The 12,120-nt window shown below is 36.6% G+C and carries 14 protein-coding genes, 1 pseudogene and 1 riboswitch; of the genes and pseudogenes, 9 read left to right on the forward strand and 6 right to left on the reverse strand.

From position 1 onward, the window contains the following. Positions 1 to 49: 49 nt before the first annotated feature. The 4 genes and pseudogenes from AB3X49_RS11240 to AB3X49_RS11255 all read left to right on the forward strand — a co-directional run bounded on the left by AB3X49_RS11240 (position 50) and on the right by AB3X49_RS11255 (position 3,727). A pseudogene (locus tag AB3X49_RS11240) lies at positions 50 to 872 on the forward strand (ABC transporter ATP-binding protein). 18 nt (positions 873 to 890) lie between these two features. After that, on the forward strand, positions 891 to 1,571 hold the full coding sequence (locus tag AB3X49_RS11245; RefSeq protein WP_367962088.1) for an ABC transporter permease: 681 nt from the start codon (positions 891 to 893) through the stop codon (positions 1,569 to 1,571). A 24-nt stretch (positions 1,572 to 1,595) separates the two neighbouring features. Continuing rightward, positions 1,596 to 2,270 carry an aspartate/glutamate racemase family protein gene (locus tag AB3X49_RS11250; RefSeq protein ID WP_367962090.1) on the forward strand — a complete coding sequence of 225 codons (675 nt, stop codon included), beginning with the start codon at positions 1,596 to 1,598 and terminating at the stop codon, positions 2,268 to 2,270. 155 nt (positions 2,271 to 2,425) lie between these two features. Continuing rightward, positions 2,426 to 3,727 (forward strand): PepSY-associated TM helix domain-containing protein, encoded by a 1,302-nt coding sequence (locus tag AB3X49_RS11255; protein ID WP_367962092.1) that lies wholly within the window; start codon positions 2,426 to 2,428, stop codon positions 3,725 to 3,727. A 35-nt stretch (positions 3,728 to 3,762) separates the two neighbouring features. Here AB3X49_RS11255 and AB3X49_RS11260 read toward each other — a convergent pair whose 3' ends face one another. The 3 genes from AB3X49_RS11260 to AB3X49_RS11270 all read right to left on the reverse strand — a co-directional run bounded on the left by AB3X49_RS11260 (position 3,763) and on the right by AB3X49_RS11270 (position 5,942). Further along, positions 3,763 to 3,975: a hypothetical protein gene (locus AB3X49_RS11260; protein ID WP_137051060.1), complete on the reverse strand. Its 213-nt coding sequence runs from the start codon at positions 3,973 to 3,975 to the stop codon at positions 3,763 to 3,765. A 61-nt stretch (positions 3,976 to 4,036) separates the two neighbouring features. Further along, complete coding sequence (tbcS, locus tag AB3X49_RS11265; RefSeq protein ID WP_367962094.1) at positions 4,037 to 5,101, reverse strand: tetraprenyl-beta-curcumene synthase; 1,065 nt, start codon at positions 5,099 to 5,101, stop codon at positions 4,037 to 4,039. Positions 5,102 to 5,138: 37 nt separating this feature from the next. Continuing rightward, positions 5,139 to 5,942, reverse strand: coding sequence for an alpha/beta hydrolase (locus AB3X49_RS11270; RefSeq protein WP_367962096.1), 804 nt, complete (start codon positions 5,940 to 5,942; stop codon positions 5,139 to 5,141). Between the two features lie 74 nt (positions 5,943 to 6,016). Between AB3X49_RS11270 and AB3X49_RS11275 the strand changes: the two genes are divergently transcribed. The 3 genes from AB3X49_RS11275 to AB3X49_RS11285 all read left to right on the forward strand — a co-directional run bounded on the left by AB3X49_RS11275 (position 6,017) and on the right by AB3X49_RS11285 (position 8,360). Continuing rightward, entirely contained in the window at positions 6,017 to 6,529 is a 513-nt protein-coding gene (locus AB3X49_RS11275) for a gamma carbonic anhydrase (RefSeq protein ID WP_367962098.1), read from the forward strand. 145 nt (positions 6,530 to 6,674) lie between these two features. After that, positions 6,675 to 7,205, forward strand: coding sequence for a phosphatase PAP2 family protein (locus AB3X49_RS11280; RefSeq protein WP_002167520.1), 531 nt, complete (start codon positions 6,675 to 6,677; stop codon positions 7,203 to 7,205). 12 nt (positions 7,206 to 7,217) lie between these two features. Beyond that, entirely contained in the window at positions 7,218 to 8,360 is a 1,143-nt protein-coding gene (locus AB3X49_RS11285; RefSeq protein WP_367962101.1) for a glycosyltransferase family 4 protein, read from the forward strand. 282 nt (positions 8,361 to 8,642) lie between these two features. Here AB3X49_RS11285 and AB3X49_RS11290 read toward each other — a convergent pair whose 3' ends face one another. Further along, on the reverse strand, positions 8,643 to 9,245 hold the full coding sequence (locus AB3X49_RS11290; protein ID WP_367962104.1) for a molybdenum cofactor guanylyltransferase: 603 nt from the start codon (positions 9,243 to 9,245) through the stop codon (positions 8,643 to 8,645). Next, positions 9,242 to 9,751: a MogA/MoaB family molybdenum cofactor biosynthesis protein gene (locus tag AB3X49_RS11295; RefSeq protein WP_002138739.1), complete on the reverse strand. Its 510-nt coding sequence runs from the start codon at positions 9,749 to 9,751 to the stop codon at positions 9,242 to 9,244. The genes AB3X49_RS11290 and AB3X49_RS11295 overlap by 4 nt, the downstream gene beginning before the upstream one ends. A gap of 238 nt (positions 9,752 to 9,989) precedes the next feature. On the opposite strand from AB3X49_RS11295, the gene AB3X49_RS11300 reads away from it, so the two are divergent. Both AB3X49_RS11300 and AB3X49_RS11305 read left to right on the forward strand, forming a co-directional pair. Further along, positions 9,990 to 10,169 (forward strand): hypothetical protein, encoded by a 180-nt coding sequence (locus tag AB3X49_RS11300; RefSeq protein ID WP_002067722.1) that lies wholly within the window; start codon positions 9,990 to 9,992, stop codon positions 10,167 to 10,169. Continuing rightward, entirely contained in the window at positions 10,166 to 10,348 is a 183-nt protein-coding gene (locus tag AB3X49_RS11305; protein ID WP_367962107.1) for a hypothetical protein, read from the forward strand. The genes AB3X49_RS11300 and AB3X49_RS11305 overlap by 4 nt, the downstream gene beginning before the upstream one ends. Positions 10,349 to 10,538: 190 nt before the next feature. Here AB3X49_RS11305 and metK read toward each other — a convergent pair whose 3' ends face one another. Continuing rightward, positions 10,539 to 11,738 (reverse strand): methionine adenosyltransferase, encoded by a 1,200-nt coding sequence (metK, locus tag AB3X49_RS11310; RefSeq protein ID WP_002015707.1) that lies wholly within the window; start codon positions 11,736 to 11,738, stop codon positions 10,539 to 10,541. Between the two features lie 169 nt (positions 11,739 to 11,907). Then, positions 11,908 to 12,029, reverse strand: a riboswitch (SAM riboswitch). Positions 12,030 to 12,120 lie beyond the last annotated feature (91 nt).

Consider the following 12,120-nt stretch of genomic DNA (forward strand, 5'->3'; position numbering starts at 1 on the left):
CTCCTATATAATGGATGTATACAATATTTGAAGAAAGAAGGATAGAACTTTGCTAGTAGAACTAAAGGGAATTCAAAAGAAATATGGCAAATCACTTATACTAGACAACATCGATTTATCCATTCCAGAAGGAGAAGCACTCGCTATTATTGGTGGGAACGGGACTGGAAAAAGTACTTTACTCAAAATAATTGCAGGCTTTATTCCACCTACGGCAGGGACACTTCAAAGAAAAGAACATATACAAATCGGTTATGTCCCTGAACATTTTCCTGAAGGAATTCGTTTTACATTAGAGGATTATTTATATCATCTCGGCCACATTCACGGTTTATCAACAAAATATTTAAGAAATAAAATTCCGATGCTCCTTGAATCTTTTCATCTACATCATGCAAAGCATTACGTTGTACGAAACTTTTCAAAAGGTATGAAACAAAAAACAGGCATTATGCAAGCATTACTTACGGACGTCCATTTATTAATTCTAGATGAACCTCTTTCTGTGCTCGATCCTAACTCTCAGCAAGAATTAGAGCATATTTTACTCTCATTAAAACAACAAGGCATATCTATACTCTTCACATGTCACGAAAAACAACTACTAGAAAACTTCACCGATAGAATTGTGACATTAGCTTGCGGAAGATACCTCTGTGCAAAAATCAACAGAACAGGTCTATATTGAGGCAATTGTTCACGAAACATTTTCAGCTATAGAACTACAAAAGCAATCAGGATTCATACAAGTTACACACAATTCAAATCAAAACCTCATTCAATTACAAATCGAAAAGGAATATACAAACGAAATGCTTCAGTTTTTATTACATAAAAAAGCATCTATCACACTGCTACAGCCTAATTTTTAAATCGAAAGAAGGTTTATTATGTTTGCGCTTATTCGTTACCATTTTCTCGACTACACAAAATCGTATAAGTACATTCCTCCTATTGCGATGTACTGCATAAGCTTACTTTTTGTATATACATATAAACCAACTCCCATTTTACCGACATACTTAGAAACAGCACTCGCACTTTATTTATTATCTGCCTGGATTACAGTCACAATTTTTCATACTGAAGATCCTGTACAAGAACAAATCACTATTTCACATACAAATAATATTTCGGCATTATACGTTGGTAAATATATTACGGCTCTTCTTATTTGTACTGTTTTATCTTTTATATCCGTAATCTATCCAATTATTTTGCAAATGTTTAATGAAAAAATGACAGCTTCTTTATTTCTAGTCGGATTTCTCGCTCACATGTCTTTATCTATACTAGGAATTTCAATCGCAACATTATTTATTAGAAATATTATTCAAAAAGCAAGCACCGCTTGGCTTAGTCTTACATTTATATTACTTATGACGATTGCCTCAATCCGGTTAAAAAAAGAGTTACTATGGTTTTTACCACCTGTCGAAAGCTTTATAATGCTTGGACAATACAAATATAATATACTTACTCATACTCTATGGCTTACAGCTTGGGCTATCGTATATTCATTTTTATTACTTACTTTATTTCTTTTTCTCGTTCGCAGAAAACGTTTTTGATTACATATTAAAGGGGACTAAACAATGATTGGAATACTAGCAGGAATGGGTCCAAAATCAACCGGACCATTCTTCGATACAGTTGTAGCAGAGTGCCAAACAATATATGGAGCAAAGCATGATATGAACTTTCCTCATATGATGATTTATTCGTGCCCAACACCGTTTTATATGGATCGCCCTATTGATCATGCGGCGATGAAAAAAGCGATTATTGAAGGAGCGCAAAAACTTGAAAGTACTGGTGTAGATTTCATCGCAATGCCATGTAATACAGCGCATCTTTATTTCGAGGAATTACAGCGTTCTATTACCATTCCTATTTTGAATATAGTCGATGAGACGTTAAAAGCAATTCCTGAAAATACAAAAAGAGTCGCTCTTCTTGCAACAGAAGCGACTGTTCAAGCAAGTATTTACCAAGATGGAATTACAAAACGTGATATAGAGTACATTCATAATGAACAATGGCAAGAAATGATTAATCAAATTATTACTTGTATTAAAGGCGGAGAAATTGAGGAAGCTCGTAAATTATGGAGTCTGCTCGTTTTACAGTTAAAAGACGAAGTAGATACCGCTATTATCGCATGTACCGATTTGAATGTGGTGGTGAGTGAGGACTTTGTTGATTCCGCTCAATGTCTTGCGAAAGCAGTTGTTAGGATCTATGCATCAAATAAAAAAAAGTCTTCATAAACATAGAACACATCCTTTTTAAAATGTGTTTTATGTTTGATAAAAACAACCAAAACTTTTAACTTTTTTCACAATTCTTTCAAAGTAATCACACTTAATCTCGCTATATTAAATAAGTAGTTTATTCATATAGGGAAGGTTAGGGGAACTGAAGTATGAAACAAAATCGTTCGCTTCATTATATTTTTTGGCGTTGGCATTTTTATGCCGGGCTTTTTATTACACCGCTTCTTATTACTTTGTCACTGAGCGGAATTGGGTATTTATTTCGTGAGGAAGTTGAAGATTTCATCTATAAAGATTTATATTTTGGGAAGAGCGCCCAAACAGAGTCTATTTCGATGGCTGATTCGCTTTTCTTAACAGAGAAAAAATATCCACATTATAGTGTGGCGAAAATTAGTGAGTTTAATGGGGATTATAATACGAGGCTTACTATTGCAAATGAATATACTGGGCAACAAAAATATGTGTACTTAGATAGCAATAATCAAATTGTCGGAGATCAAAACGCAAGTGAAACGTTTGCCAATATAATGCGGGAATTACATAGTTCTCTTTTAGTTGGTGGTACTGTCGTCAACTATATTGTAGAACTTGCAGCATGCTGGACAATCTTTTTAATTGTGACTGGATTGTATATGAGTATACGCCAATTCAAAAACACACCCGCATCCACTAAGCGAGAAAAAGCAAAACGACGTCATTCTATTATCGGTATTATATTTACAATTCCACTCGTTTTGTTAGTCGCATCTGGGTTACCATGGTCAGGATTTATGGGGAACCAAATTTATAAAATCGCATCGTCGAATGAATCGATTGGATATCCGACATTGTATATGGCACCGCCTGAATCGAAGATAAAAGAATTACCGTGGGCAACTAGAAAAGAAGCTCCTCCTGAATCGAATTCAAATGAGCCAAAAGCAATTTCTGTCGATGAATTACAAAAAGGAATTGAAATAAAGAAGCCATATGTTATCTCACTACCGGCTAATCCGAAAGGTGTATTCACCGTTTCGAAATCAAGCGGTTCCGGTATTACGGGTATGCATGTCGCACCAAATGAAGAAATAACAGCTTATTTTGATCAATATAGCGGAGAACTTATTTCCAAAACGGACTATCGTGATTATGGATTATTTGCACAATGGTTTACTTACGGTATCCCGCTTCACGAAGGACATTTATTCGGATGGCCAAATAAAATATTATGCTTACTAACGACATTATCTTTATTACTTCTCATTTATTACGGAATAAAAATGTGGTTAGCAAGAAAGCCAAAAGGAAAATTAGCAGCACCGCCAAAGCAAAGAGATAAGAAAAGCATAATCGTTTTCTTTATCATGATGGTTATACTAGGCGCTGTCATGCCTTTATTCGGACTATCTGTTTTAGTTATTTTCGCAATTGAACTTCTCATATATGTATTTGCAAAAATACGATCATAATAAAAAGCATTTGTACTCCCGTGTACAAATGCTTTTTATTTACTATTTTCTTTTTTTCTACTACTTATTAAAAAGATAATATCTAATATGATAATCAATGCGATGATAATTTGAGCCACATAATCCATTGTAGTAGGACCACCCGCTTTATTCATCATCATATACATTCCAGTTACAAATGAAATGGAAAGTAGGACGAGCAATGTTACTTCAATATTGTCATATAACTTTCGAAACAATTGCTTCATTTCACCACCACCTTTACCATATTATAACAAAAAAACCACTCTACAAGAGTGGTTTTCTTCATCACTGCGCCATTTTCTTTCGGTACATCTTCCCGTTCCAATAGAAGAATCGTGAAGTAAGCCCTCCGTATTTTACAATGCGCCGTGCCATTTTGTGCATATTCTTTTGTGCTGATACTTTTTGATCTGATAAATAAATACCAAGTAACCCTCGGCTTATGAGACGATGAAACTTTGCATGAGGTAAATCACCAATGCTCTTCTCTGCTTCTTCTACAAAATGTTTCATACGATCTAATATCGCTTGCTCGTTTTCATAATAACTACAGAAATTCAAATCTCCGCCGATACGGTCTTCTTCTTGATCGATGAAATAATCAAGTAAAATGTGAAGTCCTTGTACGTATGGAAAATACCCTTGTCTAATTTTCGCAATTTCTTCATCATGTAATTCATCATGAAATGCATATGCGACAAGACAGAAAATTCCAAGCGTCGAACCGGCACATGCTGAAAATTCAAACCAACTCATCTCTGGTAAGTTTTCTTTATGTGCTTCAAACCATGTTTTTAAGCGTGGTTCTCTTTCTTCTAACTTCACGTGTTTATGAATTTGCAAATCACAATAATAACAAGCAAGTTCATGAAGAATTGGAGCAATTTTATCATAATGCTTCGTTTTCTTTAAAACATCCTGACATGTTTCAACAAGCTCATCTAAATAACCACCATCATCTTGATCATCACGATAACGATAATAGTTACCGCCCCCTTCAACTTCAGGGCTTAATGCCATTACCATCGACTCATGAAGAGCCGCAAAGTCTTTCGGATCAAGTGATGTACTACGATCACATAAATTATCTAAATAGTCGCTAATCGTTTGATAAGCTACGATAAAACGAATACATTCCTCTCGGTGTTCACTTGCTAGTAGCGCTAAAATGCCACCGCCCTCGCAATGAAACGTTTTATTCTCAATACTTGCGATTGCCTGACTATGAAGCTCGTCATTCGGAATATGGTAGGCACGCTCTTTCCACATCGCTAGCTCATGGTGTACTACCGGAAACACATCACGGTATACTTTCGCCATGAGCGTTATGGGATTACTCGGTACGTTCACTTCTTCCTTCATCTCCTCTATTCAATGTACAAATAATTTACTTATTTGTTTCTATTATGTTATTGATGCGTATTTCAGTAAATGACTGAATATAATTCAAAATTTCATCACGCTCATACTCATTTAATAACTCATGATAACAATTCGGCCATTCTTTAAAAGCCTTATCACTTATTTTAACATTATCAAACCAAGTACGGACACGTGTTTTATCTACAAGTTTATCCTCACAAGCCTGCATTAGCAAGAGTGGAACGTCTGGAAAATCGCCTATTTTTTTATGCGCAATTTCGATAGACTTAATCAATTCACTATACCAACGTACTGATACTTTGCGCAAGAACAATGAATCATTCTCCATCGCATCTCTCACTTCATGATTACGAGTTGACATTTCTACAGTGAGATTTGTTGCAAATTGCAATTTTGGAGCAACGACATTTAATATTTTTGAAGCAGCACGAAGCGAAGCGGAAGGTGCAGCTAATACTCCTAAACAAGGTGAGCTTAGTACAATCCCATCTATGTCCTCTCTTTTCGTTTCTTGCATCATACGAATAACGACAAGTCCTCCCATACTATGACCAAATAAAAAAATAGGCAATCTATATTTCCTTGCTTCTTTCACCCATAACTTTATTTCCTTTATGTATTCATCAAATGAGTCGATATGTCCTCTATTTCTTGAAGTGGTTCCGTGTGCTGGAAGATCGCCCATAACGACGTGATAACCGATATGATTCCACATTTCTGCAACTGCTTCATAACGCCCGTGATATTCCATGGCACCATGTACGATAATAATGACGGCTTTCGCTTCCTCCGCTTCATAGTTCCACATACGAAACTCCCCCATTTCACTCTTTTTCATAATTTGATACACTAAAACTAGTCTCTAGGAAAGGAAGGCTTTACATGATATATCCTTACAAAGAAAAAAATCCGAAAATTGCGAGTAGTGCTTTTATCGCTGACTATGTTACCATTACAGGCGATGTGACAATTGGCGAAGAATCTAGCATTTGGTTTAATACAGTCATCCGCGGTGATGTATCACCAACGATAATTGGAAATAGAGTAAATGTACAAGATCAATGTACACTTCACCAAAGCCCCCAGTATCCTCTTATTTTAGAAGATGACGTTACCGTTGGGCATCAAGTTATTTTACATAGCTGCAAAATTAAAAAAGATGCTTTAATCGGAATGGGATCTATCATATTAGATGGCGCTGAAATTGGTGAAGGAGCTTTCATCGGTGCTGGTAGTCTCGTTTCACAAGGAAAGAAAATCCCTCCTAATACGTTAGCTTTCGGTCGCCCTGCGAAGGTCATTCGCGAATTAACAGAAGAAGACCGTAAAGATATGGAACGTATCCGCACACAATACGTTGAAAAAGGACAATATTATAAATCGTTACAAAAGTGATTTTATCGCTGCCATAAGACTGGCAGCTTTTTTTATGAAAAAATCTAACTTTTTCTTTACAAAACCTTATTATCCCCTCAATAAAATCTTATTAAAATAGAAGTTAATAACTCCATATATATGTAAATGAGGGAGGAAAAATCTCATGAAGGTCAGTGGACTATATAAAATAGAATGTTACATCTTCAAAGGAATTAATCGCTACTTTGATCAAAAAACATTAAACATCTTTTTCAGCAATATTACCCATATCGGTGGTGCAAGTTTTTCCATTGCACTTACCCTATTCTTTTTAATTTTCGCAACAGGAAATTTGCATCAAGCTGCAATTGCAACTGCTATTTCTTTGACAATTAGCCATATTCCTGTGCAAATATTAAAAAGATGGTATCCACGAAAACGTCCTTATTTAACAATTCAAGATGCGAAATATCCAGTACAGCCTTTAAAAGATCATTCTTTTCCATCCGGACATACAACCGCTGTTTTCTCTGTCCTCATTCCATTTATTTGCTATAATCCAAACTTGCTTGCTTTTCTATTACCGTTAGCATTATGCGTCGGTATTTCCCGTATTTATTTAGGGCTTCATTATCCGTCAGATGTATTTGTAGGCATGTGCCTTGGCACTTGCTCTGGCATCATCTCTTTTTATCAACTCATTCCACTCATGTAAAGGAGCGATATGATGAGAGTCGCCATATTTACCGATACATTTACACCACAAGTCAACGGTGTGGCGAAAACTTTGGAACGTTTAACTAAATATTTTCAAAAAGAAAATATCGCCTATTCTGTTTTCGCCCCTCAGCATACGGCAGAAGATAATTTCGTAGCGAATGTGAACAAAATGAGAAGTATCCCGTTAACAATATTATATCCAGAATGTCGCTTTGCCTTTCCTACTCCGCGCATTAAGCGGGAACTTCTTGCCTTTAAACCTGATATCATTCACATCGCTACGCCTTTCAATATGGGACTTTGTGGGTTATATTATGCCAAAAAGTTAAATATCCCAGTTGTCGGTTCTTATCATACTGATTTTGACGCCTATTTACGCTATTACAAAATCGAATTTCTCTCCAATATGCTATGGAACTATTTAAGGTGGTTTCATAGTCATATGCAAAAAAACTTTGTTCCTTCTCCTGAAACATTACATCAATTAAAGAAAAAAGGATTTCAACAGCTCTATATTTGGGGACGTGGTGTAGATTGTACTCTCTTTCATCCAACTTACAATAAAGACCTATTCCGAAAAAAATATAATATTACAGCGAAATATATTCTTTCCTACGTCGGGCGCCTTGCTCCTGAAAAAGATATCGATACTCTTCAAACACTTATTCAAACGACAAACAAAGAACGTGACGATATTCATTGGCTCATCGCTGGAGACGGGCCTCTAGCAACAAATTTGCGTGAAGCTGTTCCGAAAACAAATGTCACTTTTACTGGATATTTACAAGGCACGGATTTAGCTGAAGCATATGCTTGTTCTCATATGATGGTATTTCCATCAGCTACTGAAACGTTCGGAAATGTCGTACTTGAATCATTTGCATGCGGTACACCTGTCATCGGAGCAAATAGTGGCGGGGTTAAAAATATTATTACAGATGGAAAAACGGGAATTCTTTGTCCACCAAAAGATACAGATTCCTTCCTATCCTCCATCAATTCTTTATTGCAAAATGAAGATCAACTTATGCAAATGGGCATAGCAACTTCGTCTTATGCTAAATCAAAAAGCTGGGATGAGATCTTTCGTGGCTTACTTGACCAATATGAAGAAGTCCTTCAGCACACTGCATCAGGGTTACTCGCTTAAACAGAAAAACTCCCTTCCAAAAAACGAAGGGAGTTTATTACACAGTTATAAATTTTAGTTTAATAAATGATACATAAGGTGAAATATCATTTTATTCCTATATTCATTATAACAAAAAGATACATAACTAAACAGACTTGTAATAAAAACCCATAAAAATTAATATATGGTTATACAGTATTTTTTACTGTATGGTGATTTTAAGAAATCCTCTTAAAATCAACTTACTCACATACCTTTATACAGCAATTGTTCCCCAATTTCTGTATATCAAAAAACCTTTCATTCATTTGAAAGGTCTTTTTGAGCCTGCACATATTCTTCTTTCGTATTCACATTTATAAACCAATCTACATTCGCTTGTACATCTTCACCAGCAATATATTTCACATTACATTGTGATAAAAGCTGGCCCATACTTCTTTTTTCTTCTTGAAGCAAAGCATAAATCTTTTCTTTCACGCGGTTATTATACGCTGCAAGTAACGGTTGTTTTCTTCCATTAATAATAGGTACAACCGCATCATATTCATTGCTCGTTTGCTCTAGTAAAATGGTAAACCATTCTTGCAAAACATTTGGCGCATCGCAAGGCATAATAGCGTACCAATCTGCTTCTATATATTCCATTCCTGATACGATTCCAGCAAGTGGTCCATTCCCTTTATAATGCGGAATATCTTCTATAACAGGAACTTGTACGAGTTGCTCTACTCGCTCTTTTATATCAGTATGACTAATAACAACAACATCTTGCAAAATACTTTCCATTACTTGCACAATATGCTCAATAAAAGTACTCTCTTTCCAGCCTACTAACGCTTTCGGCTCACCGAATCGGCTCGACATACCTCCTGCTAATACAATTCCAGCACACTTACTCATTGGCGATGCAGCTCAAATGTAATATGACCTAATTCCGGTAAAATTAATTTATTCATTGCAAGGCGAACTGCTCCGCTAGATCCTGGCATCGAAAAGACAACTTTCCTTCCAATAGTACCGCCAATTGCTCGACTTAACATCGCAGCGCTTCCGATATCTTCTAAATAACTAATCATACGGAACAACTCACCAAATCCAACAATTTCTTTATCTAATAACACTGAAACTGCCTCAATCGTTACATCACGTTTCGTAATACCAGTTCCGCCATTCGTTAACACGACATCAACATCTTCCCTATGATAACCAGCTAACACAGCCTGCTGAATACTCTCTTTATCATCTTTCACAATTTCATAAGAGGTCACTTTATGTCCTGCTTCTATTAATAATGCATGTAACAATTGACCACTCTTATCCGTCTCTTCCGTACGTGTATCGGAAATCGTTACAATCTTGCAGCGCACTTCTTTTGGAGCTTGTTTTTTATGTTCAGTTACGCTCATTTTTCATCTTTCCTTTCCTAAAGACTTTTCTTCATTTTATCATACATATCTTTACACAATTATGTATGAAGCCAATGATGCACCGTGATACAATATAAGTATATACGACCACAAAAAGGAAAATATACTTTCTTATACGCCTGGACTACACACCATTAGCTACTCTTTAAATCCCCTTATATTTTCTACATAGTAGATTTCATTTTAAATTACAAAATAATTTGGAGGTTCACTCACTATGGAACTATACAAAAAATTAACAACAACATTCATCCTCTTATTTGTTGCTTCCATCACTGTCGGTTTTTCTCTAAAAGGAGCAATTCCATACGCCACATTAGTGAGTATTATATTCGCAACGCTATTTTTACTGAGCAGTGCTTTTTGCGCAGGAAAAGCGCGTCAACTGAAAGGGTGACCGTCTATGTTCCGTACCTTTGCAAATCATGTGAAAAGGAAATACAAACGTATGAAAAAGCGTGGATTCATATGCCAGTTCCGGCAAGTGGTATGACAAATATGAAGAAGTATATTGAGCTAGACGGGGAAGTTTATTGTAGTTCTTGCATTCAAGTAGTAAATAAAGTGAAACTTTAATCAGTGGGGATTTTGTTCTTCCCCACTGATTATTAGTTGAGCCAATCGGGCTTTTACGGGCAGTTAGCCTCCTACCTAACTTTTTTGCTTTACAGCCGAATTTTGAGGTGGGAGGCTTACTGCCCGTTAATGCGGGATAAAACCAAATAAAAAAAGCTTTGCGACACGCGCAAAGCTTTTTTTTCATATATTATAGACCAGCTTGCTCTTTTAAAGTAGCTGCTTTGTCTGTACGTTCCCATGTAAGATCTACATCAGTACGTCCGAAGTGGCCGTAAGCTGCTGTTTGTTTGTAAATTGGGCGACGTAAGTCTAGCATTTTAATAATACCAGCTGGGCGAAGATCGAAGTTGTTACGAACTAGTTCTACTAATACGTCTTCAGATACTTTACCAGTGCCTAATGTATCAACTGAAATTGATACTGGTTGTGCTACGCCAATTGCGTATGCAAGTTGTACTTCTGCTTTGTCAGCAAGACCAGCTGCTACGATGTTTTTCGCAACATAACGAGCTGCATATGCTGCAGAACGGTCAACTTTCGTTGCATCTTTACCAGAGAATGCACCACCGCCATGGCGAGCGTATCCACCGTAAGTATCAACGATAATTTTACGTCCTGTTAAACCAGCATCACCTTGTGGTCCACCAATTACGAAGCGGCCAGTTGGGTTAATGAAGAATTTCGTTTCTCCATCCATTAATTCTGCTGGAACTACAGCTTTAATTACGTGCTCTTTTAAATCGCGATCGATTTCTTCCCACGTAACATCTGGATGATGTTGTGTAGAAATTACAATTGTATCCACACGTACAGGTTTACCATTTTCATCATACTCAACTGTAACTTGCGTTTTTCCATCCGGACGTAAGTATGATAATGTGTCATCTTTACGTACTTCAGTTAAACGACGAGCTAATTTGTGAGCAAGCGAGATTGGAAGTGGCATTAATTCTTGTGTTTCATTACATGCGAAGCCAAACATTAAACCTTGGTCTCCCGCACCAATTGCCTCAATCTCAGCGTCAGTCATTTGACCTTCGCGTGCTTCTAGTGCTTGGTCAACACCCATAGCGATGTCAGCAGATTGCTCATCGATAGATGTTAAAACTGCACAAGTTTCTGCATCGAATCCGTATTTTGCGCGTGTGTAACCAATGCCTTGAATTGTTTCACGAACGATTTTTGGAATATCTACGTAAGTAGAAGTCGTAATTTCCCCCGCTACCAATACTAAACCAGTTGTTACAGTTGTTTCACAAGCTACACGTGCATTTGCGTCCTTTGCTAAGATCGCATCTAAAATTGAATCAGAAATTTGGTCACAAATTTTATCTGGATGTCCTTCAGTTACAGACTCAGATGTGAACAGATGACGTTTTTTTGTCATGTGGTAAACCTCCCTACAGTAATTGTATATATTGTACGGAACTCATCCTTAATTTGCCACAAACTGCGACATACATTTATTCTCCCACACAAGCATACAGAAAAACCTTTCCTACTTAACATAGAGGAAAGGTTTAATTTGCTACTTGCATACTGCTTTTTGCCCTTTGCTCTTATCGTTCGAGACCGTTAGCCTCGCACAGGTTTTAGCACCTATTCACCTGTATTTACCACTACAAGTGAGGTTGCTGGGCTTCATCGGGCCTGTCCCTCCGCCAGCTCGGGATAAGAGAGTATCCGTCCCAACCTATACTAAAGAAATGATATTCATTTGTCAATTAATATTCACATTTTCCTGAAAGTTTTTCTCAATACCCATAGAA

Origin of the sequence: Bacillus sp. C30 (assembly GCF_040838255.1) — a bacterium.
Taxonomy (GTDB): Bacteria; Bacillota; Bacilli; order Bacillales; family Bacillaceae_G; genus Bacillus_A; species Bacillus_A mycoides.

Coding starts and splice junctions, on each gene's coding strand:
- AB3X49_RS11280 (WP_002167520.1), top strand. CDS start 6,675: ATGAAGGTCAGTGGACTATATAAAATAGAATGTTACATCTTCAAAGGA.
- AB3X49_RS11260 (WP_137051060.1), bottom strand. CDS start 3,975: ATGAAGCAATTGTTTCGAAAGTTATATGACAATATTGAAGTAACATTG.
- AB3X49_RS11285 (WP_367962101.1), top strand. CDS start 7,218: ATGAGAGTCGCCATATTTACCGATACATTTACACCACAAGTCAACGGT.
- AB3X49_RS11270 (WP_367962096.1), bottom strand. CDS start 5,942: ATGTGGAACTATGAAGCGGAGGAAGCGAAAGCCGTCATTATTATCGTA.
- AB3X49_RS11255 (WP_367962092.1), top strand. CDS start 2,426: ATGAAACAAAATCGTTCGCTTCATTATATTTTTTGGCGTTGGCATTTT.
- AB3X49_RS11290 (WP_367962104.1), bottom strand. CDS start 9,245: ATGAGTAAGTGTGCTGGAATTGTATTAGCAGGAGGTATGTCGAGCCGA.
- AB3X49_RS11300 (WP_002067722.1), top strand. CDS start 9,990: ATGGAACTATACAAAAAATTAACAACAACATTCATCCTCTTATTTGTT.
- metK (WP_002015707.1), bottom strand. CDS start 11,738: ATGACAAAAAAACGTCATCTGTTCACATCTGAGTCTGTAACTGAAGGA.
- AB3X49_RS11295 (WP_002138739.1), bottom strand. CDS start 9,751: ATGAGCGTAACTGAACATAAAAAACAAGCTCCAAAAGAAGTGCGCTGC.
- AB3X49_RS11250 (WP_367962090.1), top strand. CDS start 1,596: ATGATTGGAATACTAGCAGGAATGGGTCCAAAATCAACCGGACCATTC.
- AB3X49_RS11275 (WP_367962098.1), top strand. CDS start 6,017: ATGATATATCCTTACAAAGAAAAAAATCCGAAAATTGCGAGTAGTGCT.
- AB3X49_RS11245 (WP_367962088.1), top strand. CDS start 891: ATGTTTGCGCTTATTCGTTACCATTTTCTCGACTACACAAAATCGTAT.